General features: G+C 68.8%; 21 protein-coding genes and 1 tRNA gene. 4 read left to right on the forward strand and 18 right to left on the reverse strand.

The genetic code is table 11. The annotated features are described in order from the left end of the window. A complete protein-coding gene (locus L324_RS34220) occupies positions 1-465 on the forward strand; it encodes a GreA/GreB family elongation factor (RefSeq protein ID WP_037318404.1) in 465 nt (154 codons plus the stop codon). A 65-nt stretch (positions 466-530) separates the two neighbouring features. On the opposite strand, the gene L324_RS34225 is transcribed toward L324_RS34220, so the two are convergent. The 6 genes from L324_RS34225 to L324_RS34250 all read right to left on the reverse strand — a co-directional run bounded on the left by L324_RS34225 (position 531) and on the right by L324_RS34250 (position 6,781). Beyond that, positions 531-2,063, reverse strand: coding sequence for a PstS family phosphate ABC transporter substrate-binding protein (locus tag L324_RS34225; RefSeq protein ID WP_037318409.1), 1,533 nt, complete (start codon positions 2,061-2,063; stop codon positions 531-533). Between the two features lie 72 nt (positions 2,064-2,135). Continuing rightward, positions 2,136-3,626 carry a flavin-containing monooxygenase gene (locus L324_RS34230; RefSeq protein ID WP_037318412.1) on the reverse strand — a complete coding sequence of 497 codons (1,491 nt, stop codon included), beginning with the start codon at positions 3,624-3,626 and terminating at the stop codon, positions 2,136-2,138. Beyond that, positions 3,623-4,108 (reverse strand): NAD(P)/FAD-dependent oxidoreductase, encoded by a 486-nt coding sequence (locus L324_RS34235; protein ID WP_037318415.1) that lies wholly within the window; start codon positions 4,106-4,108, stop codon positions 3,623-3,625. The genes L324_RS34230 and L324_RS34235 overlap by 4 nt, the downstream gene beginning before the upstream one ends. Continuing rightward, positions 4,105-5,034, reverse strand: a complete 930-nt coding sequence (locus L324_RS34240) for a hypothetical protein (protein ID WP_037318418.1) — start codon at positions 5,032-5,034, stop codon at positions 4,105-4,107. The genes L324_RS34235 and L324_RS34240 overlap by 4 nt, the downstream gene beginning before the upstream one ends. After that, positions 5,034-5,858, reverse strand: a complete 825-nt coding sequence (locus L324_RS34245; RefSeq protein WP_037318419.1) for an SDR family NAD(P)-dependent oxidoreductase — start codon at positions 5,856-5,858, stop codon at positions 5,034-5,036. The genes L324_RS34240 and L324_RS34245 overlap by 1 nt, the downstream gene beginning before the upstream one ends. Continuing rightward, on the reverse strand, positions 5,855-6,781 hold the full coding sequence (locus L324_RS34250; protein ID WP_173426430.1) for an alpha/beta hydrolase: 927 nt from the start codon (positions 6,779-6,781) through the stop codon (positions 5,855-5,857). The genes L324_RS34245 and L324_RS34250 overlap by 4 nt, the downstream gene beginning before the upstream one ends. Before the next feature lie 44 nt (positions 6,782-6,825). Here L324_RS34250 and L324_RS34255 point away from each other — a divergent pair, with 44 nt between their 5' ends. Beyond that, positions 6,826-7,452 (forward strand): TetR/AcrR family transcriptional regulator, encoded by a 627-nt coding sequence (locus L324_RS34255; protein WP_037318425.1) that lies wholly within the window; start codon positions 6,826-6,828, stop codon positions 7,450-7,452. Positions 7,453-7,546: 94 nt separating this feature from the next. Here L324_RS34255 and L324_RS34260 read toward each other — a convergent pair. Beyond that, positions 7,547-7,620, reverse strand: a tRNA-Thr gene (locus L324_RS34260). A gap of 140 nt (positions 7,621-7,760) precedes the next feature. On the opposite strand from L324_RS34260, the gene L324_RS34265 reads away from it, so the two are divergent. Further along, entirely contained in the window at positions 7,761-9,437 is a 1,677-nt protein-coding gene (locus L324_RS34265) for a hypothetical protein (protein WP_152547077.1), read from the forward strand. A 419-nt stretch (positions 9,438-9,856) separates the two neighbouring features. Here L324_RS34265 and L324_RS34270 read toward each other — a convergent pair whose 3' ends face one another. From L324_RS34270 to topA, 7 genes are all read right to left on the reverse strand, one after another. Next, complete coding sequence (locus L324_RS34270) at positions 9,857-11,065, reverse strand: DNA polymerase III subunit delta' (RefSeq protein ID WP_037318428.1); 1,209 nt, start codon at positions 11,063-11,065, stop codon at positions 9,857-9,859. Beyond that, positions 11,062-13,116 (reverse strand): bifunctional MFS transporter/dTMP kinase, encoded by a 2,055-nt coding sequence (locus tag L324_RS34275; RefSeq protein WP_037318430.1) that lies wholly within the window; start codon positions 13,114-13,116, stop codon positions 11,062-11,064. Before L324_RS34275 ends, L324_RS34270 begins: the two co-directional genes overlap by 4 nt. Positions 13,117-13,260: 144 nt before the next feature. Further along, on the reverse strand, positions 13,261-13,725 hold the full coding sequence (locus tag L324_RS34280; RefSeq protein WP_235783723.1) for a hypothetical protein: 465 nt from the start codon (positions 13,723-13,725) through the stop codon (positions 13,261-13,263). Positions 13,726-13,888: 163 nt separating this feature from the next. Next, the gene (locus L324_RS34285) at positions 13,889-15,112 is read right to left on the reverse strand and encodes a hypothetical protein (RefSeq protein ID WP_037318434.1); all 1,224 of its coding nucleotides are present in this window, start codon (positions 15,110-15,112) and stop codon (positions 13,889-13,891) included. 29 nt (positions 15,113-15,141) lie between these two features. Beyond that, entirely contained in the window at positions 15,142-15,915 is a 774-nt protein-coding gene (locus L324_RS34290; RefSeq protein WP_037318436.1) for an ESX secretion-associated protein EspG, read from the reverse strand. Beyond that, a complete protein-coding gene (locus tag L324_RS34295; protein ID WP_037318437.1) occupies positions 15,908-16,699 on the reverse strand; it encodes an ESX secretion-associated protein EspG in 792 nt (263 codons plus the stop codon). The genes L324_RS34290 and L324_RS34295 overlap by 8 nt, the downstream gene beginning before the upstream one ends. Before the next feature lie 206 nt (positions 16,700-16,905). Then, complete coding sequence (gene topA / locus L324_RS34300) at positions 16,906-19,818, reverse strand: type I DNA topoisomerase (RefSeq protein WP_173426431.1); 2,913 nt, start codon at positions 19,816-19,818, stop codon at positions 16,906-16,908. A 268-nt stretch (positions 19,819-20,086) separates the two neighbouring features. On the opposite strand from topA, the gene L324_RS34305 reads away from it, so the two are divergent. Further along, positions 20,087-20,899, forward strand: coding sequence for a S1 family peptidase (locus L324_RS34305; protein ID WP_037318440.1), 813 nt, complete (start codon positions 20,087-20,089; stop codon positions 20,897-20,899). Between the two features lie 83 nt (positions 20,900-20,982). Here the strand turns inward: L324_RS34305 and L324_RS34310 are convergent, their stop codons facing one another. The 4 genes from L324_RS34310 to L324_RS34325 all read right to left on the reverse strand — a co-directional run bounded on the left by L324_RS34310 (position 20,983) and on the right by L324_RS34325 (position 25,287). After that, the gene (locus L324_RS34310) at positions 20,983-21,594 is read right to left on the reverse strand and encodes a hypothetical protein (RefSeq protein ID WP_037318442.1); all 612 of its coding nucleotides are present in this window, start codon (positions 21,592-21,594) and stop codon (positions 20,983-20,985) included. A gap of 34 nt (positions 21,595-21,628) precedes the next feature. Next, a complete protein-coding gene (locus L324_RS34315; protein WP_037318445.1) occupies positions 21,629-22,213 on the reverse strand; it encodes a hypothetical protein in 585 nt (194 codons plus the stop codon). A 91-nt stretch (positions 22,214-22,304) separates the two neighbouring features. Then, a complete protein-coding gene (locus L324_RS34320; protein ID WP_235783724.1) occupies positions 22,305-22,877 on the reverse strand; it encodes a hypothetical protein in 573 nt (190 codons plus the stop codon). Between the two features lie 115 nt (positions 22,878-22,992). Beyond that, positions 22,993-25,287, reverse strand: coding sequence for a sodium-translocating pyrophosphatase (locus tag L324_RS34325; RefSeq protein ID WP_037318452.1), 2,295 nt, complete (start codon positions 25,285-25,287; stop codon positions 22,993-22,995). Positions 25,288-25,434 lie beyond the last annotated feature (147 nt).

Below are 25,434 nucleotides of genomic sequence, written 5' to 3' on the forward strand. Positions count from 1 at the left end.
ATGGTGACCTCAGGGGACAACGGGTTCAGTCCGGCCGCGCGCCGGCAGCTGGAGAAGGAACTCGCCGATCTGCGTGCGCAGCGCGACGCGATGGCGCCGCTCGTCGGCGAACAGGAACGAACCGGCGACGCGGCAGACCAGGCGGAGGTGCTGGACCGCGCGGAAGCCGCGGCCTACCTCGACCGGCGCATCGCCGACGTCGCCGCGAAACTCGAGCACGGCGGGCGCAACAGCAAGGGCCTGCTCCCCGACGGCACCACCGTCACCCTCCGGTTCTCCGACGGTGACGAGGACGAACTCCACGTCGTCACCATCCCCGGCGAGGACGCCGACGCCTCGACGGTCACCTCGGACAGCCCGCTCGGCCTCGCGCTCGTGGGCGCCAAGGAGGGCGACGAGATCAAGTACCGGACGCCGCGCGGCGAGACCAGCGCCACCGTCGTCACCCTGAAGCCGCCTGCCTGACCCTTCTTCGCGCGTGAAGGCCCCCTTCCCACGGCTGAGCCGAGGAAAGGGGGCCTTCACGCGCGTCACGTACCTGGACGGCAGAGGACCGGATTCGCCAGTTCGGCACACGGCCGGTGCCCGTGCGACCGCACGATGTCCTTCCCGACCTGGTTGGTCAGGTACCGCAGGAAGCTCGCGACGAGCGAGTCGGCCTTCGGCTCCCCGAACGTGTAGGCGTACTCGGTCTCCCAGAACGGGTACGCCGCGTGGATCGCCCCCTCCAGGGTCGCCTGGTGGCCGTCGATCCGGACCGGCAGAACCTCTTCGCGTTTCGTCGCCGCCCCCAGTTCGCTGTAGCCGAGAGCGCCGGGGACCCGCGCCACCGCGTCGAGGACGTCGTTCGTGGACGGCCTCGCGCAGCGCACCACCCCCGGCTGGGCGCCCGGCGCCTGCTTGAGGCAGTCGTCGGAGTTGTCACCCGGCTCCCGCTTGCCCGCCAGGAGCCGGACCTCGAACGTCCGCCGCGTGCCCGAGTCGGAATGCCGGTCGACGAGCCGGACGGGCTGGTCCTTGCCGCCGATCTCCCGCCAGTTCGCGATCTTGCCGTCGTAGAGGTCGCGGATCTGCGCGAGCGAAAGGTCCTGGACGCCCGCCTCCTTGTTGACCACGAGCGTGAACAGCGAGAACGCGACCGGACGCGGCAGCAGCTGCGGGAAGCCCTCGCCCTTGGCGCCGTCGGAGAACGCCAGCACGCCGTCGTTCCCGGCCTGGTTCAGGCTGCCGAGCCCCTCCGCGCTCCCCCGGGTGTCGAAGACGAAGGACGCGCCCGGACACGTCTTCGTGTACGAGGCCGTCGCCTCCTTCAGCACCGGCGTGAACGCCGTCGATCCGGTGATCGTAAGCTTCCCGGACGCGCAATCCAGCGGAGGCGGCTTCTCGTCGAAGACCAGCGAGCGGGCCAGCTGGAAGATGCTGAGCACCACGAGGAAGAGGATCAGCGCCATCACCGAACCCGTCGGCCCGGTGCGGCTCTTGGTCTCGCGGAGGCTGCCGCCCTTGATCTCCCCGACGACCTGGGGATCGGCGAAGTCTTCGGTCGAGCCGTTCGGGATCCGGTCGAGTACGGCGAGGATCTTGTAGTGCGCGCCGCGGTTCAGCGGCACCCTCGGCAGGTCGATCACCCCGACCGGCCGCTCGGGATTCTCGTCGCGCGCGCCGAACCCGGAGTCGTCGCCGAAACATTCGTGCAGATGCGGCGAGCTGAGTTCGGTCACCACCATCCCGGCCACGGTACGGCCGGGGAACTTCACGCGGACGCCGACGCGGTCGTTCTCGTTGACCGCGTAGTCGTCGGTGTCGATGTCGGTGGTGCCGCTGTTCTCGATGCGCAGCAGCACGAACGACGGGTCGACGAGCCGCTCGCCGTTCTCGTGCTGCAGCTGCGCCAGCGCGTCGGCCGTCGGCGCGAACCCGCGTTCGGATCCGGTCGGGGTGTCCATCTGCACGCGGTAGCCGAGCCGCTTGCGGCCGACGAGCACGAACTCCCACAGGAACGCGACGGCCGGGACGGCGATCCCGACCACCGCTAGCAGGACGTCCCAGGGAAAGCCTTCCAAGACCAGCCTCCAGGTTCGGGAAATCGAACCTAAGGCTCATTTCGGCCAGGGGCGGCGGACTTCAGCCAGTGTTCACCGGCCGTCCGCGAAGGCGTAGTCGTCGAGGTCGAAGAACCGGCTCGTCACCATCGTTTCCAGCGTCGGCGACGCCCGGAACGGCACGTCCCCGTTCGCGTCGAAGTAGTAGCTGTTGGCCAGCGAACAGCTGTCCTGGAAGAACACCTGGTGCTTGCGGCGGTCCAGCATGGTCTGGAAGTACCGGTCGTTGGCCTCGGCCGTGACCTCCACCCGCGTCGCGCCGGTCTTGCGCGCGTTGCGCAGGCACCGGACGATATGCGCGGTCTGTGTCTCGATGAGGTTGAAGTACGAGGAACCGTTGTAGCCGTAGGGCCCGAGAATGGTGAACAGGTTGGGAAAACCGGGGACGCTGACTCCCTGGTAGGCCTGGAACCGGTTCTCCTCCCAGAACTTCTCCAGATCGGCACCGCCCGTTCCGCGCACGGTGAAGGCGGGCATGTTGCCCTTCTCGAACACCTTGAACCCGGTCGCCAGCACGAGGACGTCGACAGCGTGTTCGGTGCCGTCGACGGTGCGCACGCCGTGTTCGGTGATCGCGTCGATGCTCGTGGTCTCCAGCGTGACGTCGTCGCGGTTGAACGTCTGCAGGTAGTCGTTGGAGAAGCTCGGCCGCTTGCAGCCCAGCGCGTAACGCGGGGTGAGCTTCTCGCGGGTCGCCGGGTCCTTCACCGCACGGCGCAGATGCGCGAGCCCGATCCGCTCGCCGGCCCCCGCGGTCGGCAGGAGCTGGTGGAAGTGCGCGGCCAGCGGGAAGGTCAGTTCGACCAGCGCCTGACTGGCCAGCCGGGAAACCAGTTTCGCGCCCGGCAGCCTTCGCAGCGCCAGCCGCGCGGGCCGGGGCAGGGCGGCGTCGGGTTTGGGCAGGCACCAGATCGGCGTCCGCTGGAACACCGTCAAATGCCCAGCTTCCGGCGCGATGGACGGGATGACCTGCACGGCCGAGGCTCCGGTCCCGACGACGGCGACGCGTTTCCCGCGCAGATCGACGCCGTGGTCCCAGCGGGCGGTGTGCATGACGGTGCCGCGGAAGTCGGCGAGGCCGTCGATGTCCGGCGGCTTCGGCTGGGTGAGCACGCCGGTGGCGCCGACGACGAACCGCGCAGTCATCGACCAGCCGTCGGCGGTTTCGAGGCGCCACAAATGCGTTTCGTCGTCGAACGTCGCGGCGACGACCTTGGCCCCGAGGCGGGTGCGGCGGCGGATGTCGTACTTGTCGACGCAGTAGTCGGCGTAGGCCTTCAGTTCGCGGCCCGGTGCGTAGACCCGCGACCAGCCGGAGATCTGCTCGAACGAGAACTGGTAGCTGAACGACGGGATGTCGACGGCGACGCCGGGATAGGTGTTCCAGTGCCAGGCGCCGCCGACGCCGTCACCCTCCTCCAGCATCAGGAAGTCGCCGAAACCCGCCTTCTCCAGCAGGATCGCGGCGCCGATGCCGGAGAAACCGCCGCCGATGATCGCGATCTCGTGGTCGGGCGTGGTCATGCGGGAAGTCCTTCCTTGGCGAACAGCGAACTCGCGCCGAGTACGACGACGTCCGCCTGATGCTCGATGCCCTCGGCGGTGCGGACACCGTGGGGCGCGAAGGCGTAGACCGGCCAGGTGATGAGCTTGCAACCGGGCCGCGCGAGCGCGCCGTAATAGCCGAGGCCGGGTGCGGTCTTCCGCGAGCCGAAGCGGCGGTCGGGCGTCAGCAGTCGGCGGAGCCAGGGGTCTTTCACCTGCCAGCGCAGGAAAACGCGGGCGACGGCGATCCCGACGACGGTCGGCCCGGGGACCGGCATCGGCACCACCCAGTCCGGTTCCTCCTGGAACACCTTCACCGAAAGCGCCGTGGCCGCCACCTCGGGCACGATCTGCGCGGCCTCGCGGCCGGGTGCGACGACGGCGACCCGCTGCCCGGCGAAGTCGTGCCCGAACCATTCGGTGCCGCGCAGCACCTCGCCCCGGAACTCGCCGAGCATCATGACGCGACCGGTTCGTGGGTGATCTCCTCGGTCCACGACTGCGGTTTGCCCAGCAGCCGCGCGGGGATCAGGCGGGTCACCTTGACCATCGGGTCGGCCAGCAGCCGGTGGTAGACGTGCGAGCGGTCGACGATCATCGCCGCCTGCGCCTTGAGCACGTGATAGGCCGGGATGCGCTTGGTGAACTCGCCGCGGCCGCCGATCGCGGAGAACCGCTTCACGGCGTTGTACAGCTTCTTCTCCGGCAGGCCCATCGCGACGATGTTGTCCCGCATCTTGTTGATCAGCGGGACGAACACCACGATCAGGCCCAGCACGATCTGCGGTTTGAGCGAGCCGACGGATTCGGTGACGATCTTGGTCGTCGAGCCGGCGCCGATCAGTTCCAGCACCTCGAAATCGGCCGTGATGTGCCGGGACTCGTCCGAGTTGATATGCCGGAACACCTGATGGCACACCGGATCGGAGACCTCTTCGAGCAGGAACTTCACCAGTGCCCCGTCGAGCGCGCATTCCAGCAGCGGGATGAGCGTGGCCAGCGCGGTCAACGGCAGCGAGTCGCCGTAGTCGTCGAGGACCTTGATGGCCAGCTTGACGTTGATGTTCGGCTCGGGCATCGAACCGTTCTCGTCGAGCATGCCCCAGCGCTTCATCAGCGCCAGCTCGGCGTTGGCGTGCTTCTGTTCCTCCGCGTGGAAATACCGGTAGATCTCCTGGATCACCGGCGTCGGCGCCTTCTTGGCCAGCGACGCGAAGCCGCGCGCTCCGACGTGCTCGATCCACACGAGATCGGCCATGAACGGCCGCATCTTGGCGCGTAGTTCGTCGGTCATCGTCTCGGCGCCGGGCGCGTCCCAGTCGATGTCGGCCAGCGACCACTGCTTGTCCTTGATGGTCTGGAGCATCGCGGCGAAGTCGTAGGCCATCACTTCTCCTTTTCGGCGGGCAGGAACCGGCCGAGGAGACCGGCGATCCGCGTATACGGGACCGGCACGAACCGCTTGGCGTGCCACAAAAGCTGGGCGTCGGGCTGCGGCACCACGTACAGGCGCCCGCGATCGTGGGCGTCGAGCGTCATCCGGGCGACGCGCTCCGGCGAGAACCCGACGACATCGGAGACCCGCTGCGCGAGACCGCGTGCTCCGGCGTCGATGAGTTCGCCGCCGAAGATGTTGGTGCGGACGAAAGTCGGGCACAGCACGGTGACCGCGACGCCGGTGCCGGACAACTCGGCGGCCAAGGTTTCGGAAAGGCTGACGACCCCGGCCTTGCTCACGTTGTACGCGGCCATCCTCGGCGCGGCCGTGAACCCGGCCGCCGAGGCGACGTTGATGACGCCGCCCGCCTTCGCCGCTCGCATGGCGGGCACGAAGGTGTGGCAGCCATGGATCACGCCCCAGAGGTTCACCCCGAGGGTCCGTTGCCAGTCAGCCAGCGGGCTCTCTCCCACCAGGGTTCCGCCCGCGCCGATCCCGGCGTTGTTGACGACGAGGTCCGGCTCGCGGCCCAGCCAGGAACGCGCCTGGCTCGCGAGTTCGGCGACGTCGTCCACAATGGACACGTCACAGGCGACGGCGACCGCTTCGCCCTTGTCCTTGAGCATCCTCACGGTCTCTTCGGCGGCTTCGAGGTCGATGTCGGCGCAGACGACCCGGCTGCCACGCCGGACGAGTTCGGCCGCGATCGCCCGGCCGATACCGCTGCCCGCGCCGGTGACGACGGCATGCGCTCCGTGGGTCCGTTTCGTCATGCCGCCCTCACGATCGCCGGAAGATTGCCGGTGAGGAACCGGCAAGCCCGCTCCATCGCCGGTGCCGCTTCGGGGATGAAGCGGGTCAATGCCTGGAAGACGTGCATCTGGCCGGGGACGATGTCAAGTTCGCAGTCCGCCCCCGCGCGGCGCAGCGCCCTGTCCAGTTCGATCGCGTCGGCGGCGAGCATTTCGAGGCCGCCGGCCTGGATGAGCGTCGGCGGGAAGCCCTTGATGTCGTCGAAGGCGAACCGCAGCCGCGTCGACGCGAGATCGGCGTCCACTGTGTACAGACCGACCAGCCGGGCGGCCGCGGCGGCGGAGATCATCGGATCGGGCCGCATACGTTCCCGTTCCGCCGCGAGCCCGAAGGTCACGTCGAACAACGGCGAGAAGAGGGCGAGCGCGGCGGGTGACGCCTTGCGCTCTCGGATGAGCTGCGCGGCGAGGTCGACCGCGAGATGCCCGCCCGCGGAGTCGCCTGCCACCAGAATCCGCCGGTATCCCTGGCCGACAAGGCGTTCGTAGGCCGCGCGGACGTCGTCGGCGGCGTTCGGGAACCGGTGCCGGGGCGCGAGCCGGTACTCGCAGGCGAACACCGGCAGCCCGGTGCCCGCGGAGACCCGCGTGGTCAGCCCGCGATGCGTGCGAGCGGAACAGAGCGCGTACCCGCTGCCGTGGATATAGAGGACCACCGCGTTGCCCTCGGTCACCTCGGGCGCGCGAACCCACTCGCCGCGGACGCCCGGCTCGATGCGGCTTCCCTTCAGTGGCGGCGAAGCCAACCACAGGCTGCTCGCGATGAATGCGCGGGAGAAGGCGACGCCTGCCCGGTTGGCAGGGATCGCGTTGGCGATCGGCCGCACGAAGGCGGACGTCAGCGTGGCGGCCAAACCGGGTCGCAGGCCATTCTGCGGTCGCATGCCCTCAGAATGAATCTGAGGGCACCTGCTGTCAAGATGGAGGGGTGACCGCGTCCCGCCGCTACAGCGGCAAAACCGCCGACGAGCGCCGCGCCGAACGACGGCTCGCCCTGCTCGGCGCCACCTTGGACATCTGGCAGGAACAGGGTTGGGCGGCGGTCACCATGCGGGGGGTCTGCGCGCGGGCGAACCTGACCGACCGGTACTTCTACGAAAGCTTCACCAACCGCGACGAACTCCTCGCCACCGCCTGGGAACAGGTCCGCGACGAAACCCTGCGGATGGTCCTCGACGCGGTCGCCGCCCACATCGAGCAACCCGCCCTGGACCAGCTCCGCGCCGCTGTCGACGTCGTCGTGCACCACGTGCAGGAGGAGCCCGCCCGCGCGCAGATCCTGTTCGGCGACCACGCGGGCAGCGCGGTGCTGGAGCAGCTGCGGCGGCAGACCGTCCAGGAGACCACCGGGCTGCTCATCGAACTGGCCCGGCCGCATCTGAAGCCGGACGTGGACGGGCTGGAGTTCCGGGTCAACGTCCTGCTGGGCATCGGCGGCTTCGTGGAGATCATGCTCGCGTGGCGCTCCGGCCTGCTCGACGCGGACGCGGACACCCTCGTCGACCACCTCACCGGTGTCGGCACGTCACTGTCGCGGATGTTCCTCAAGGGGTGACACCAACGGGTGAACTTTCGTCGCGGCCGCGCGACTGCCCCGGAAACAGGTCAGGGCCCCATCCGGAGTATCCGAATGAGGCCCTGACCTGCGGAGCCGCCTAGGGGAATCGAACCCCTGACCTATTCATTACGAGTGAATCGCTCTGGCCGACTGAGCTAAGGCGGCGGACATCGGGCTCGCACCCGATGACGGGGTCAAGTGTAGCGGAGGCTTGAACGTCACCTTCCAGGGCCACCGTCGTTAAGGTCCTATGACGCCGGTCTCAGTCCCCCAAGATCGGCCCATCCCCACTGGAGGACCTGTTCATGCGGCAACGACTGCCCCGTGTGCTGGCGCTTCCGGCCGCCGCGGCCCTGCTTCTGCTGACCGCGGCTCCGGCGACCGCCCAGACGATGCCCACGACGCCGATCCCCGATCCGGCGAACCCGGGTCAGCCGCCGATGTCGGCGCCGATCGGACCGCAGCCGCTGGGCAGGGCGGTCGGTGACGCGGGGGCGGCCCTCGGCGTGCTGCGGCTGCTGCCGAACGCGGTGCCGACGAGCGCCATCCTGCCCGGCGCCGGCGAGATGCTGCCGAAACAGTCCGCGCTCGAAGCCGGGATGGGACTCTCCAGCGCCCAGGCCAACTCCGAGGCGTACCTGAACTACGAGAAGTCGATCGCGCAGTCGTCGCCGTTCGGTCTGTCGGCCGCGGGCAACGCGCCGCAGACGCCGGGCAGCCTCGTGCAGACGGCGCTGCCGGACAACCCGAAGCCGATCAGCGGCGGCCTCAACGCGCCGAAGAACCCGCTGTTCAACCTCGGCCTGCTGAACGGTGAGGCGCACGCGCGCTGGAGCCCGACGCTCGGGCCGTGCGTCGGCACGATCGCCGATTCGAGCACGTCGATCGCGAACCTCGCGCTGCTGCCGACGATCCCGAACATCCCGGGCGCCGAGCAACTCACCGCGGCGAGCGACCAGCTCAAGGCCGGCCTCGCCGGACTGCCCGGCCCGCTGGCGAACCTGGGCGGGCTGCTGTCGGGGACCAGCGCGGGCAGCGACGGCAAGGGCGCGGTGCTGAGCCTGCCGAACACGCTGTCGTCGCGTTCGGTCGTGCGGCTGGTCGACATCCCCGGCTCGAAGAACAAGGCCGTCGAATCGACGTCGACCCTGCAGGCGGCCAGCATCGAACTGCTGAAGGGCACGCCGCTCGGCCTGACGATCAAGGTCGCCAGCCAGCCGACGCTGCGGGTCACCTCGACCGGCGACAAGAAGACGTCGAAGGTCGAGTACACCGCTCCGGTGCTGCAGATCGTCCGCGGTGACAAGGTGCTGTACACCCTCGACGCGAACAACCCGACCAAGGACATCCCGATCGGCATCCCGCTGCCGTCGCTCAAGCAGGTCCCGGGCTTCGAGCAGCTGAAGAACGTGCCGGTCATCGGCGGCCTCGCCGAGATGCTGAACGGTGCCACGAAACAGCTTCCGGGCGGTGAAGCCGGGAACGGGCTCACCCTCGACCTCGGCGTGCTGAAGCTGTCGATCGCCGGGCTGAACCAGAAGTCGAGCGACATGACGTCGCCGTTCAAGGGCTTCCAGATGGGCGCCTCGGCGCGACTGCTGGACCTGCAGATCCTGCCGACCTCCGCGCTGCAGAAGGCGCTGCCGCCGGACGCCGCGAAGAAGCTGCCTTCGTCGCTGGCCCAGATCTCGCTCGGTGAGCAGATCGCCCGGGCGTACGCGCCGGCCGGCGGGGTGGAGTGCGGCACGGTGACCCCGCCGCCCGCGGGCAACAACGGTGGCGCGGCGCCGAAGGGCCCGGTCAAGAACCTGGCCTACACCAACGCCGCGTACGACACCGTGCCGATGTTCTGGACGGGTACGGCGATGCTGCTGATCGGTGTCGTCCTCGTCGCCGCGATGCCGGGACGACGCCGGCTTGTTCCGGTTCCGGTCTCGAAGGACTCGCCCGGCTTCAAGCCTTCACCGCGACCGCGGGACTAGACGGGGCGAGGAGGGTGATGAACGGTCCTTTCACGCCTTGCCCCCGCGTGGGAGGCCCGTTCGTGCCACCCTCTCTCGCTTGAGTTCAGTGAGCCGAAGGGGACCTTCGCCGCTTTCGCTTCGAGCGGCGAAGGTCCCCTTCGCTTTGCCTGGCTCGCCGCGGGCCGTGTCCCCAATGTGCGCGGGCCCTGGCCCCAATGTGGCATTGGGGCCAGGGAGCGTCTCCCCTGCCACATTGGAGACGTCGGGACCGTGACTTACCGGAGACCCGAAGGTTCCTCACTTACCCACAGCACTTATCCACAACCCGCTCCCACTGTGGACAACTCGCGCTACCAGCACTTTCCCCGCCCCACCCCCGGTAGACTGGACTCGGGGACGCCCCCCTGGGACGGGCGGGGGGGGCTGGGGTAGGCGCGTCAGCCTTGGCGCAGTGTGGTGACCATGGCTTCGACGGCGATTCGCGGCTTCACGTTCAGGTCGATGGCGTCGCGGCATTCCAGGACGGCTTCGAGCCGGCGCAGGATCGAGTCCGGCGCCCAGGCGGAGGCGGCCTGGGCGATTTCCGCGGCGTGGTCGGGGTGGTTCAGCGTCGCCTTCGCGCCGCTCGCGGTCACGAGCACGTCCCGGTAGAACGCGGCGAGGTCCACCAGCGCGAGGTCGAGAGTGTCCCGCTGCGTCCGGGTCGCCCGTGACTTCTGGCGCTTCTCGAGTTGCTTCACCGCGGCTTCGGCGGCCCGTTTCGCTCCGGCGACGCCCTTTCCGATGCCGTCACCACCCATCGCGGTGCGGAGTTCGGAACGCTCGGCCTCGTCGCGGACCTTGCTCTCCTCGCCCGCGTCGGCCTCGGCCGCGCTGATCAGCTGATCGGCGCAGGTGAACACATCGGACGGACGGCGCAGGCCGAGCGGGATCCGCAGCACCGTCGTCCGCCGCTGCCGGGCCGCCTCGTCGGTGGCGAGCCGCCGCGCGCGGCCGACGTGTCCACTCGAGACGGACGCGGCCCACCGCGCGCGCTCGGGGTCGACACCGTCGCGTTCCACCAGCACCTGCGCGATCGCTTCGGGCGGCGGCGTCCGCAGGGTGACCAGACGGCACCGCGAGCGGATCGTCACCGAGACGTCGTCCGGGTGATCGGACGGCGCGCACAGCAGGAACACCGTGCGGTCCGGCGGCTCCTCGACGGCCTTCAGCAACGCGTTCGACGCGCCTTCGGTCAGCCTGTCGGCGTCCTCGATGATCACCACCTGCCACTTCCCGTTGGTCGGGCGGCGGGCGGCGGCCTGGACGAGCGAACGCATTTCGGCGACCGAGATCGAGAGACCCTCAGGCACGACGAGCTTGACGTCGGCGTGGGTACCGGCGAGCACGGTGCGGCAGCCGGGGCATTCCCCGCAACCGGTGCCGGTGCTGCACTGCAACGCCGCCGCGAACACCCTCGCGGCGGTCGAACGCCCCGATCCGGGCGGGCCGGTGACCAGCCACGCGTGGGTCATCGCACCGGGCGCGACGGGCTGGTTCTCGATGATCCGCGTGGCCGCCGCCGACGCCGAGGAAAGCGTGCGCGCGGCGGGCTCCTGGCCGACGAGCTGCTTCCAGACACCGATCAGCACAGGGGCTTCCGTCATCTCACCTCGACCTTTTCCTCCGCCGGGGCGAGCCCGGCGAGCCTGCCGACGAGCACCGCGCGGATCGCGGTCCGGATCCGGTCGCTCACCTCGTCCTCGGTGCCGTCCGCGTCCACCACGACATACCGGTCCGGATCGGCGGCGGCCATCTCCGTGAGCAGATGCTGCACCCGCCACTGCGCGTCCAGCGACTCCGACTTCACCATCACCGTGCCGGGATCGGCGTCGAGCAGGACGGTGATGTCGGGCCGCAGCCTGCCGGTCGCCCAGTCGGCGAGCCCTTCGAGTTCCTGGCTGTCCAGTCCGGCGACCGCGGACAGATGCGCCAGCGGCGAATCCACGAACCGTTCCATCACCACGACCGAACCGGCGTCGAGCGCCGGCTGGATGTCCCGTTCGACGATGTCGGCGCGGACCGCGGCGGCGGCGAGCGCCTGCGCCCGCGCGCCGGACAGCGAAGCACCGGAGAGGAGCTTCGCAAGCCGCTGGTCGTCCAGAGCCGGGTCGGCCGCCAGGACGACGGGACGCGTACCCGCGCGCAGCCATTCGGCGAGCCGTGCGGCCTGGGTCTCGGTGTTGACCGCCCGCGTGCCTTCGAGCGCGATCAGCAGCCCGTTGACGCGACGCGGGCTCCGGCGAAGCGCGTTGCGGAGATCGGCGAGGATCGGCTCGGCGCGCCTGTCGTCCATCTGCCGGTAGGCGAAGATCCCGGCGAGCAGCGCGAGGACACCGCCGCCGATCATCACCGGCCGCGTGCCGTCGATCGTGATCTGGCCGCCCCAGACGTCGATCTTGCGCGACTGCACCAGGCTGATCAGCACCGGCACCAGCACGGTCGAGCCGAACAGCACGATCTTCATCAGCGACTGGTAGATCGCGTTGATCCGGCCGCGGATGGAGTCCTCGATCCGCGAGCCGATGATCGTGACACCGGTCAGGAACGCCGTCCCGGCCCAGACCCCGACGGCCGCGACGGCGACCAGCGAAACGGCGAGGTGCGGCGACAGCGCGACGACGATGAGACAGAGACCAGCGGCGACGATCGAAATGCCGAACAGCCGATCGTGCGCGAGACGGCGGGCGAGCTTCGGCGCCACGGCCATCCCGGTGGCGAGTCCGAGGAAGACGGCGAGCACGAGGAGGTTGAACGCCGCGTCACCGGCGAGCAGGCTGGACGAGTACGGCTTGGCCGAACCGATCACCGCGCCACCGGCGGCGAAAGCACCGAAAGCACCGATCATCAGCCCGCGTACCAGCGGCGTCGTCCGCACGAAACGGGCGCCGTCGGAGATCATCTGGCGGAAGCCGAACTTCTCCTCGTCGGCGGCCTTGACCTTGGGTTTCTCGACCGCGTGGACGTTGCGCAGCGAAAGTTCGGGGATCCGGGTGGCGATCACGATGGCGCTGGCCAGGTACAGCATGCCGGTGATGACGACGGCCACCTTCGCGATGCCGAGCTGGGCGTCACCGTCGAAGAAGTGGAACGTGGTGTTACTACCGGTGAGCACGGCGTTCGCCCCGGCCGCGGTGATCACCGCGAGGCCGTAGGTCATCACCATGCCGAGCTGGTTGGCCGTCTCGACCTGGTCCGGGCGGCGCAGCAGGTTCGGCACCGCCGCGTCCTTCGACGGGATCCACATCATCGAGCAGCAGCCGACCAGGAAGTTGCCGACGAACACCCACCACGGCGTGCCGACGAACGCGATCGACAGCAGGAACCCGCACCGGCCGAGGTCGCAGAGCACCATCACCTTGCGGCGGTCGAACCGGTCGGCCAGCAGCCCGCCCAGCGGGGCGAACAGCAGGCCGGGCAGCAGCGACGTCAGCACGACCCCGACGAACGCGAAGTTCTGCGCGGCGTAGTTGTCGGTCAGCTTGGTGACCAGACCGGTCAGTGTCAGCAGGTTCAGCCAGTCCGCGACGCTGCACAGATAGGTGACACCCCAGAGCCGGCGGAACGGCTTGATCGCCAGCACCCGCCGCACGCGGTGGATGGTGGACGTGTCACGGCCCGTCGAACCACCCGTGCCCGCTTCGGGCACCGATTGCACGCCCTCGCTGATACGCCCACCCCACTAGTCACGCGGCGCCGGGCGCGACCCGCGTGTACGCCGAGTCCCCCGACCGTAGGGCCAGGGTAGCCCGATGGGTGACGTCGGCACGGACGGGCCCGTCCGGCGCTACCGCCGGACGGGTTACCCGAAGATGCCCGCGATGCTGTTGAAGAGGCTGGCCAGCAGCTGGATGGCGAGGACCGCGAAGACGATCATGAGGGCGATCGCGATCATCACACCGGTGGTGTTGGACGACGGCTTGGCGAGCCGCGGAAGCTGCATCGAACGCTTGGCCCGCCGTACTTCGACCTCGGCCTCTTCGTCGACGTCGACCGGCTCTTCCTGCCTCGCGCGGCGAGGCTGGCGAAGCAGCTGTGGGGGCCTCGACGGCCAGGTGCGTTGCTGCGGAAGGATCCCGATCGGCGTAGCGCCCTGCTCACCGACCGTGCTGATGATCCCGGCGGACGGAAGAAGGGCGGACTGCCCCGTGTCCGGCGTCCGGGCGGGCTGCTCTTCCGCCAGCATCGCCGCGTCGACCATCCGGCTCACGACTTCGGGGTCGTGCTGCACCGGCCCGGGGATCGGCAGGTGATTTTCTTCTGCCACCGACGAAGCGTCCGGCTGCGCGGCCGTACTGGTCGTGACCAGCCCGGATACCGGGTCGGCGAACGTGTCGCCCGGAGGATCTGCCTGAGTGCCATCGCCTTTCACGAAGTCGGGGGCATCGAAGAAGGGTGTATCGCCCTTCCCGCTCATGGTGACCACCTCACTACGGAATGTCCTCTGCTTCCAGGGTAACCACCTCGGCCCGGCGCACATCCGCCCAATGGGCCAGATAAATGTCACGCGCGGCAAGGCTGATCTTCACATCCTCCAGCAAAGGTTCGAAGAAAGAACGCCGGTACCGGGCGTCCGTCGCCGTCGATGCGGCGAAGTACAGACCGGAGAAGACCGCGAGGAAAACGGAGACGTTGATGAGCGCGGAACTCACCGGAAGGGGGACACCCAGCAGGGTTCCGGGCGCCGATTCACGGCCGGCGAACACCGTCACCACCTCCGGCCGGAGGATCAGCACGCCGAACACGACGAAGAAGGCGAACACCAGCACCCCGAACGCCACGATCTGCACCGCCTGGGCGAGGAACAGCACCAGGGCGATGTTGAACCGCTCCACCCTCGACAGGGCGCGCCGCGCCGGCAGCGGGGTGTCGTCGTCGGCGAAGGGCGTACCGCGCAGGACGGATGCCCCGGGCTCCACGGTCCAGGACTTCAGCTCCTTGATCTCGTCGGACAGCATCGACGCCAGGAACACCGCGCCGATCAGGACGAGGAAGCCGACCACCAGCCACAACCGTCCCGGGCTCAGCCGTTCCACGGCCTGCCACAGCTCGGCGGTGAAGAAGCTGAACATCACCACCAGCAGGAGCAGCGGAAGCGCCCGCGACGCCAGCGTGCCGATGGCCCTGACCTGGGCGACCGCGCTGCGCGCCGCCCAGGTCAGGATCGAACCGACACCGATCCGCACCAGCAGCATCAGCACCGCCAGCGCGGCGACGTTGGTGAGCACGGCGACCCACAACGGGTCTTCCCACGACACCAGCCCGGTGAGGCGTTCACCGAGCGGCAGCACCAGCACCCAGAACCCGACCGTCGCCACCATGACGGCCAGCCGGACTCGGGCGCGACTCAGCACCCGGAGCAGCTTCGCCATCAGGCGGCCGGCGACCACCGGCACCACGACCACGGCGAACGTCAGCGCCAGCACGCCGAGGACGTAGGCGAGGCCGTTGCCGCGCATCCGGGCTTCGAGTACGTCCGGTGGGACGTCGAGCAGCTTCAGCAGCCCCGCGAGCAACAGGTCGAGCAGGCACAGGAACACCAGTCCGGGCGTCGAGCGACGCACCATGCCCGCCCCTCGCCTTCGCCGGTGGATGACCATCGGCAGCCCTCGACGCCGGAACCACGCGTCGGCCGCCGGCCGGTCCAGATCCATCGCCGCCCTCCCTCGTTCACAAGAGGCGGCTACGTCCGGCTCAAGTCCACCGCCTCGTGCAGCCAGCCCGCCAATGCCCGGCGGTCCATTCCACCGAACATCAGCCACCCTTCGGAAGGGGCGGCGTACAGAACGAACCTCCCTGAATCGTTGTCGACGATGACGAAGCCGTAGTCCGGATACTCGGCGTTCAGCCCGCCGAAGGCCACGAGGTCGAGGATCGCCGTCCCGGTCCGCGGACGGCTGAGCGTCTCGCCGACCAGGCCGACCTCTTCCTCCTGACCGAGCAACGGCACGCCGTGTTCGTCGATGCGGATGCGCATCGGGGCGCTTTCACCGGCGGGAACGTGCGGGAGCCCGCCGAAGACGCGGGCGCCCAGCTCACCGAAATCGCTCAGGCTGAAGGTGGTCCGCCGCCCCGACCGCATCCGCCAGACGACCGCCTGCTGCCCGTCGCCGTAGCAATCGACCCGCACCGAGCGGGGAGCGGACGCGAAGACGCCGGTGAGGACGCCGCGCACCGAACCCCGCAGCATCACGCCGTGCATCCGGACCGCGGCGGGATGGATCTCGCCGTTCTCCATCAGCCCGGCCTCTTCGAGCATCGCCGCCTTGGCCGCGTACCGCTCGGCCTGCGTGACGAGATCCGCCGGCTCGTCGTAGGACGGGCACAGACGGCGTATCTCGTCGTCGGTGATCTCCGGGTCGTAGCCCAGGTACACGCTCCGGCGTTCCGGCACGGCGCGCAGCACCGGCTCGGCGGCGCGCTTCATCAGTTCCCGCACCGTGGTCGGTTCACGCATGGTTCTGCACCGCCTTCACGATCCACTGTTCGGCCGTCGACCGGGTGGCCGGTCCCCAGGTGAGCGTCCAGCGGCCGGCGCTGTTCATCGCCGCGCTGAACTGGTAGCGGCCGAGGTCGTTGTCCACCAGGCCGAACGCGCCGTGCGGATACTCGGCGAGGATGGCGTTCCGCACCGCGAGATCGACCAGGACCGTGCCGTGACGCGGCCGCGAAGCACCCTCGCGGATCACCTCGACGGCCTCCCGGGCCCGCGTGGGGATCAAGCCGCCCGCGTCCGTCTCGATGCGCATTGTCTCGCCGGCGCCCGGCGGGTGATCGGGCAGCCCGTCGAACACCCATCCCGGAAGCGCGCTGAGGAAACCGGACCGCAGGCGCGCTCGCCTGCCGAGCTTGTTCAGCACCGTGGTGTAGTCCTCGTCGCCGAAGAACCGGACCTCCCACGGCTCCGCGCGCGACGGGAAGACGCCGGTCACCACGCCGCGGATGAACCCTCCGCGCAGCGCGCGATACAGGCCGACGGCCTCGGGCGTGACCTCACCGCCCGGGGCGAGCCCGATCGCCGTCATCCCGCTGACGAACCGGGTGTACTGCTCCACCTCCTCGGCAAGGGTGAGCCCTGGGGTCGGCTCCTCGTCGGCCAGCACCGGCGGCACGGAGAGCTCCGGATCGTAGAACTCCATCACCGAGGGACGCTCCGGAACCTCGGCGGCCAGCGGGGCGATGACCTCGTCGATGACGTCGAAGACAGCGGTCGTTGAAGTGCTCACCTGACCATTGAACACCCTGGTACCGACAATTTTTAGAACTTTTGTTCGAACGGGTGAGGCCGGTCGGCGAGCGGTCGGTGAGCGGTAGCGGGGGACCTTTGGTGTCGCCTCCGGTGGGCCGCTCTCGGCACCCGCCGCCGGATGTCATAAGGGGTCCCCATGGGACGAATTTCGTCCTATGGGGACCCCTTATGACACTCGGGCTGGGCCGGCGACAGAAGCTACTTCGTCTTCGTGGCCGTAGAGCGCGAAGCGGGCTTCTTGGCGGCAGTCGACTTCGCGGCCGCCGTCTTGGTCGCGGTCGTCTTGGTCGCGGTGGTCTTCTTCGCCGCGGCCGTCTTGGTGGCCGTCGTCTTCGACGCCGCGGGCTTGCGCGCCGGAGCCTTGCGCTTGGGCGCCGGGCCCTTCGCGCGCTTCTCCGCCAGCAGTTCGGCACCGCGCTCGGCGGTCAGCTCCTCGATGCTGTCCGACTTCCGCAGCGTCGCGTTGTACTCGCCATCGGTCACGTACGGACCGAAGCGGCCGTCCTTGACCACCATCGGCTTGCCGGACACCGGGTCGTCGCCCAGCTCCTTCAGCGGCGGCTTCGCGGTCGCGGAGCGGCCACGCTGCTTCGGCTCCGAGTAGATCTTCAGTGCCTCTTCGAGCGTGATCGAGAACAGCTGGTCCTCGGTCGTGAGCGAACGCGAGTCCGTGCCCTTCTTCAGGTACGGCCCGTAGCGCCCGTTCTGCGCGGTGATCTCGTCGCCGGACTCCGGGTCCTTGCCGACCACGCGCGGCAGCGAGAGCAGCTTCAGCGCGTCTTCGAGGGTCATCGTCTCGATCGACATCGACTTGAACAACGAGCCCGTACGCGGCTTCGGCTGCTTCGCCTTCGCGGCCTTCTTCTGTGCGGCTGTCGCTCCCTCGGGCAGCGGCTCCGGCTCGGGCAGCAGCTCGGTGACGTACGGGCCGAAGCGGCCTTCCTTCGCCACGATCTCGTGCCCGCTGACCGGGTCCGTGCCGAGCACGCGGCCTTCCTGCGGCGTCGCGAACAGCTTCTCGGCGAGTTCCGCGGTCAGCTCGTCCGGCGGCAGGTCCTCGGGCAGGTTCGCCCGCTGCGACGTGCCGTCGACCTCGCGCTCGAGGTACGGACCGTAGCGGCCGACGCGCACAACGACGGCGTGGCCGTCGGCGTCGCTGAACAGCGGGATCGAGTTGATCTCGCGGGCGTCGATGTCCTCGACGCCGGAGCCGACCAGCTTCTTCAGCCCGCCGAGCCTGCCGACGGAACCGTCGACGCCCATGTCGCCGCCGAAGTAGAACTTCGACAGCCACTGCGTCCGGTGTTCGTCACCGGCGGCGATGCGGTCGAGCTCGTCCTCCATCCCGGCGGTGAAGTCGTAGTCGACCAGCCGCTCGAAGTGCCGCTCCATCAGGCCGATCACGGCGAACGCGACCCAGGAGGGCACCAGCGCGGAACCCTTCTTCCACACGTAGCCGCGGTCCTGGATGGTCTTGATGATCGACGCGTACGTCGACGGGCGGCCGATGCCCAGCTCTTCGAGCTTGCTGACCAGGCTCGGCTCCGAGTAGCGCGCCGGCGGCGACGTGGTGTGCCCGTCGGGGCTCAGGTCGGTCGCGGTCAGCGCCTGGTCCTTGACCAGCTGCGGGAGACGGCTCTGCTTGTCGTCCGCCTCGCCACCGCTTTCGGTGTCGACGGCCTCGACGTACGCCTTGAGGAACCCGGCGAAGGTGATCGTGCGGCCCGAGGAGGCGAAGGTGCACTCCTCGCCGCTGGTGGCCGTGCCGACGATGCGCACCGACATCGTGGTGCCCTTCGCGTCCGCCATCTGCGACGCGATCGTGCGCTGCCAGATCATCTCGTAAAGGCGGTACTCGTCGGTGTCCAGATCCTTCGCGACCTGGCCCGGCGTGCGGAAGACCTCGCCCGAGGGACGGATCGCCTCGTGGGCTTCCTGCGCGTTCTTCACCTTGCGGGTGTACTGGCGCGGCGACGGCGAGACGTATTCCTTGCCGTACAGCTGCGTCGCCTGGCTGCGCGCCGCCGAGATCGCCGACTCCGACAGCGTCGTGGAGTCGGTACGCATATAAGTGATGTACCCGTTCTCGTACAGCTTCTGCGCGATCCGCATGGTGCGCTCGGAGGTGAACCGCAGCTTGCGGCCCGCCTCCTGCTGCAGGGTCGAGGTCATGAAGGGCGCGTACGGCTTCCGCGTGTACGGCTTCTCCTCGACGCTCGCGACCTTGAAGTCGCGGTTCTTCAGCGCCTCGGCCAGCCGCACGGCGTCGGCCTCGGCCAGCACACGGATCTCGTTGTTCGAAGCCTTCAGCCGCCCGTCGGAGCCGAAGTCGCGGCCCGTGGCCAGGCGCGCGCCGTCGACGGCGATCATCCTGGCCGGGAAGTTCCGCGGCGACGCCTCGGCACCGGCGTCCATCGTCGCGGAGATGTCCCAGTACGACGCCGAGGTGAAGCGCATGCGCTCACGCTCGCGTTCGACCACGATCCGGGTCGCCACGGACTGCACCCGGCCCGCCGAAAGCTTCGGCATGACCTTCTTCCACAGCACGGGCGAGACCTCGTAGCCGTAGAGCCGGTCCAGGATGCGGCGGGTCTCCTGCGCGTCGACCAGGTCGCCGTCGAGTTCACGGGTGCTGTCGGCCGCGGCGCGGATCGCCTGCTCGGTGACCTCGTGGAAGACCATCCGGCGGACCGGGACCTTCGGCTTGAGGGTCTCCAGCAGATGCCACGCGATGGCTTCACCCTCGCGGTCGGGGTCCGTGGCGAGGTAGAGCTCGTCGACGTCCTTCAACAAGCCCTTCAGCTCGGTGACCTTGGACTTCTTGTCCGGTGTGACGACGTAGAGCGCCTTGAAGTCGTTGTCGACGTCGACACCCAGCCGGGCCCACGACTCACCCTTGTACTGGGCGGGTACGTCGGCCGCGCCGCGGGGAAGGTCACGGATGTGCCCGACGGAGGACTCCACGACGTAGTTCGCGCCGAGGTACGGGGCGATCTTGCGGGCCTTGGTCGGCGACTCGACGATCACCAGCCGACGGCGGCCCGCGCCATCGTCCGACGCCGCGGTCTTCTTCGTCCGTGCTCCTGCCACGCTGTCCTGCTCTCCGCTCATCTTCGGCGCCTTCGCGCCGCCTCTCGACCCGTCAGTGTGCACGCTCGCACCGCCCGGACCACGTCTAGGTGGTGCAACACGCCGCCGATCGTGTGTCCAGCGCATCGCCGCTGACCTCGCCGATGTTTCCTTTCAACACCTAGCACGTGATGTCGGACACGTCCGCCTGGGGTCCCGCGTGACCGGGTCAACACCCTCCGTTCGACGGTGGTGGGTCCTTCCCGCCAACGCTTCACTTGATGTCCACGCCGACCCGAAAGGACTCCACGTGACCCGACGACTTCTCGGCACCCTGTTCGCCATGCTGACCGCATCCGCACTGGTCGGCGTCACCCCGGCGGAGGCGGCGACGACCACGTTCGCCGGAACCGTGGCCTTGTCGAACTGCTCCGGGTCGGTGGTCAAACCGCCCGAGGCGAGCCTGGACGACCCGGCCCTCGTCCTCTCCAACGGGCATTGCCTCCAAGAAGGTTTCCCGGACCCTGGAGAAGTAATCGTCAACAAGCCGTCGTCACGAACCTTCAGCCTGCTGTCCAAGGACGGCCGTTCGTCGCTGGGCACACTCAAGGCGAAGAAGCTGCTCTACGCGACGATGACCGACACCGACGTCTCGCTGTACCAGCTCGGCACCAGCTATTCGAAGATCCAGTCGACCTACGGTATCTCCCCGCTGACGCTGTCGCCGACCCGTCCTTCGGCCGGCGTCGCGATGGACGTGGTCTCGGGGTACTGGAAGAAGATCTACTCCTGCAACATCGACGGTTTCGTGCACGAGCTGCACGAGGCGGACTGGGTCTGGAAGGACTCGATCAGGTACACCTCGGCGTGCAAGACGATCGGCGGGACCTCGGGTTCGCCGATCATCGAGACCTCGACCGGGAAGGTCGTCGGCGTCAACAACACCGGCAACGAAAGCGGTCAGCGGTGCACGATGAACAACCCGTGCGAGGTCGACGCCGCCGGGAACGTGACCGTGCGGAAGGGCATCAACTACGGGGAGCAGACCTATCAGCTGACGTCCTGCCTTTCCCATAGCGAGCTGGACCTGGCGAATCCGAACTGCAGGGCGCCGAAGCCCTGACACCCCTCGTCTCGAGTGCCATGAAAGGTCCTTTCCTTGCAAAATTTGCGAGGAAAGGACCTTTCCTGGCATTTTGGCGAGGTTCACCCGGCGCGGACGGCGGGCACCAGACTCGGCCAAGCGGGCTCCGCGCCGACAGGCGCGTCCCCGATCAGCTCCAGCACGTGCGCGAGCCGCCGACGGCCCGTGATGCGCAGCAGCGCCTCTTCACCCTTGAAGGCTTTCGCCGGGACGCCCAGCCGGGCCAGCGCCGTGATCAGCCGTTCGTGCGTTTCCGGCGCCTCCGGATCGAGTGCGAGCAGGTAGCCGTTGCCCTGCGGGCTACCCGCCGCCAGTGCCCACATCCTCAGCATCGCCCCGTTGAGCCGGAACCCGTCCGGCAGTACCTTTTCCTCACCACGGGTCCAGTGCCGTTCCAGCGGCAGCAGATCGACCCGGAACGGCGTTCTCACCAGCGGCCGCCCGCAGTCCGCGGCGGTGACCTGCGCCTCCGCGCCGCGACGTCGGCATTCCCTCGCCAGGGCACGCGCCCGCCACGGCTCGTCGACCACGGCGGACAGCCGCGCGGCCGTCCGCCCGAAGCCCGCCATCCACCCGGGCCCGCACAGCACACCGGCGAGGTCGGCGAGCCCAGGCCCGCTCGCCTCCGCCGAGAAGAGCGAGATCGTCCCGTCCACCCCGACAGAATAGAACACAAGTTCGACTCATGGCCAGTGACAGCCCGGTGACTCAGCGCGGTTGCTTGACCAATTCCTGGCAAGCGGGGATCCGGCTGCTCGCCGAAGCGAGCTGAGGGACGTCGTTAAGGCCCCTGAGGAGGTCGAGGCGGTCGAGTTCGTCGAGGGACGACCTCGCGTCGCGAAGGGCCGTCTTCGTCGCCTCGGCGTCGGTTGAGGAGTCGAGGCGGTGACGGACGTCGTCTGCGCGGACGCGGATGCCGTCGAGCTGGGCGACCGCGGCCGTTCGCGAGGCGTCGCCGCCGGCGACCGGCGACGGGCCGAGGCTCCGGAGCGCGGCGGACGTGCGGTTCAGCCCTTCGACCACCGAGCCCATCAGCTCACTGGAGGTCCGGGACGCCTGCTGCAGCGTGCTCGGATCGACGCTGGGCAACGTCGACAGCGCACGCACGAGGCTGCCCGCGGCGCCGCAGTATCCCTCCGCCCAGGCGGAGGTGGGGTCGGCCTGCGACGCACTGACCGTCGCGAGACCTTCTTGTCTGGCTTGGGAAGTCACCGCGGGCTGCTGCCCGCACCCGGCGAGGCCGAGCCCGATACCTGTTGCTAGCGCGGCAAGGACGGTGAACCGCGGCCGCACGAAAACACCTCCCGACCTGACGACTTCCCAGCTGGCCCCCGACGGTACCGATCCCGGGGGGCAATGCAAATCAACGTGACGACAAGAAAGGTCAGGAAGGCAGCTTCTTGCAGTTCGGGGCCTGTGCTGCCAGCGCTTTCAGCGACGCGTTCGTTTCCAGCTGCTGGAACGGGTCGGGCATGTCGTTGATGGCGGACCCGATCTGCTGGAACGAGACCGCGGCGGCCGCGGCGGCCATCTTGTCGTCCTTCGGCGCGGCGTCCAGTTTGGTCTTCGCCGCGACGACCTGGTCGCGCAGCGGCGTCAGCGCGTCGACGAGGCTCTTGCGTGCGGCCTCGGCTTCCGGGCTCGGCGCCTGGCTGAGCCCCTTCAGTCCGGTGACGGCGTTGTCGAAACCGGGAGCGAACACCCCGAAGGCTTCGTCCATCGCCTTCCGCGCGCTCGCGACATCGCCCTGCTGGACTTCGGGCATCTTGAAGTCGCCGATCTTGGCGAAGTCGATCAGCGAGCCGCAGAAGCCGTCCATCCACGAGGCTCCGGCAGCGGCGGCGGGAGAAGAAGTGGCGGGAGAAGAAGGTGCGGGAGCGGCGGGCGGCGTCTCGGCACCACCACCGCAGGCCGTCAGCAGGAACGCGGTGGCGAAAAGCGCGAACGGACGCCTCATGGCAGGACTCCCCCGGAACAGGATCGGCGTGACGCGCAGAGATTAGCCTGCCCCGGCAAAAACGCCGGGCCCGCCACGGAAAACGTGACGGGCCCGGCGGTGGGGATCTTCGGCGTTACGCCTTCGCTTCCGCGGGTGTGTCGGAGAGAACCGACTCACGCCGCTTGGAAACGACGATCGCCGCGACGATGATCGCGACGGCGACCAGCGAAATCGCGATACGGATGCCGACGTTGGCGTCCGCGCCGATCGAGAACTGCACGACCGCCGGGGCGATCAGCACCGAAACCAGGTTCATCACCTTGATCAGCGGGTTGATCGCCGGACCGGCGGTGTCCTTGAACGGGTCACCCACGGTGTCACCGATGATGGTGGCCTCGTGCGCGTCCGAACCCTTGCCGCCGTGGCTTCCGTCCTCCACGAGCTTCTTCGCGTTGTCCCAGGCGCCACCGGAGTTGGCGAGGAAGATCGCCATCAGGGTGCCGGTCGCGATCGCGCCGGCGAGGTAGCCGGCGAGCGCGCCGGTGCCGAGGCCGAAACCGACCGCGATCGGGGCGAAGACCGCGAGCAGACCGGGCGTGGTCAGCTCACGCAGCGAGTCACGCGTGACGATGTCGACGACCCGGCCGTACTCGGGACGGGTGGTGCCCTCCATGATCCCCGGGATGTCGCGGAACTGGCGGCGCACTTCGTAGACGACCGCGCCGGCGGCCCGGGACACCGCGTTGACCGCGAGACCGGAGAACAGGAACACGACCGCCGCGCCGACGATCACGCCGACGAGGGTGTTCGGGCTGACGACCGAGTTGACGAAGAAGTTCAGCGCGTCCGTACTGGCCTGCGCCGCCTCCGGAATCGACTTCAGCGCCTTGCTGATCGCGTCCTGATAGGACCCGAACAGCGCCGTCGCCGCGAGGACCGCCGTGGCGATCGCGATGCCCTTGGTGATCGCCTTGGTGGTGTTGCCGACCGCGTCGAGTTCGGTGAGGATCTGCGCCGCCTCTTCGTCGACGTCGCCCGACATCTCGGCGATGCCCTGCGCGTTGTCCGAAATCGGGCCGAAGGTGTCCATGGCGACGATGACGCCGACGGTGGTGAGCAGACCGGTTCCGGCCAGCGCCACGGCGAACAGCGCCACGCCGCCGCCGAGCAGGTACGCGCCGAACACGGCCGCGCCGATGACCAGGGCGGTGTACACGGCGGATTCGAAACCGACCGAGATACCGGCCAGGATCACCGTCGCCGCACCGGTTTCCGACGACTTGCCGACTTCCTTCACCGGCTTGTGCTCGGTGCCGGTGTAGTACCCGGTGAGCTTCAGGATGACTGCGGCGAGCACGATGCCGATGATCACCGAGATGGTCGCGATGAGGGCCGGGCTGCCGGACTGGGTGGTGGCCCCGCTGGTCAGCTCGGAGAACGAGCCGGGCAGGTAGACGAACGCCGCGATCGTCGAAAGCACCGCGGAAATGGCCGCGGAGATGTAGAACGAGCGGTTGATCGTGACGAGGCCGCCCTCGCCCGCCTTGGCCTTGGTGATGTAGACACCGATGACCGCGGTGATCACGCCGATGGCGGGGACGATGAGCGGGAAGATCAGGCCGTGCACGCCGAAGGCGGTGCTGCCCAGGATCAGTGCCGCCACGAGCATGACCGCGTACGACTCGAAGAGGTCCGCCGCCATCCCGGCGCAGTCACCCACGTTGTCACCGACGTTGTCGGCGATGGTGGCCGCGTTGCGCGGGTCGTCCTCGGGGATGCCCTGCTCGACCTTGCCGACCAGGTCCGCGCCGACGTCGGCGGCCTTCGTGAAGATACCGCCGCCGACACGCATGAACATCGCGATCAGCGCGGCACCGAAACCGAAGCCCTCCAACACCTTCGGCGCCTGTCCGGTGTAGACCAGGACGACCACCGCGGCGCCGAAGAGACCGAGGCCGACGGTGATCATGCCGACCACGCCACCGGTGCGGAAGGCCAGGCGCATCGCCTTCTCGCGACCGCCTTCCTCACGCGACGCGGCCGCGACCCGCAGGTTCGCCTGCGTCGCCAGCCACATGCCGAGATAGCCGATCGCGAAGGAGAACGCCGCGCCGACCAGGAAGAAGATCGACCTGCCGATCTTCTCGTTCCAGTCATCGGCCGGCAAGGCGAAGAGCAGCAAGAACACGATTCCCCCGAAGATCACGAGGGTGTTGCGCTGCCGTTTGAGATAGGCAGCCGCACCTTCCTGCACTGCCTTCGCGATGTCCTGCATCTTGGTGGTGCCCTGGCCCGCGGCCAGCACCTCCTTGAGCAGAACGTAGCCGATGACCAGTGCGGCAAGGGCGACCACGGCGATTACACCGACAATGGTGTAACCACCTCCGGTGAGCGAGAGTTCGCCCGCCGCGAGGAACTGCCGGGACATTCGTCCTCCTGGAGACGTCGCCGTTGGCCAACGACGATCCGCCGATGGAACCGGCGTGCCGACGTTGGCATGGGGATCTGAACCGAACGTCACGCTAGTCGCACTGCAAGGCACGTCTCACATGACGCTCGCCACAGACGGTGTGGA

Origin of the sequence: Amycolatopsis orientalis DSM 40040 = KCTC 9412, assembly GCF_000478275.1 — a bacterium.
In the GTDB taxonomy this organism is placed as follows: Bacteria; Actinomycetota; Actinomycetes; order Mycobacteriales; family Pseudonocardiaceae; genus Amycolatopsis; species Amycolatopsis orientalis.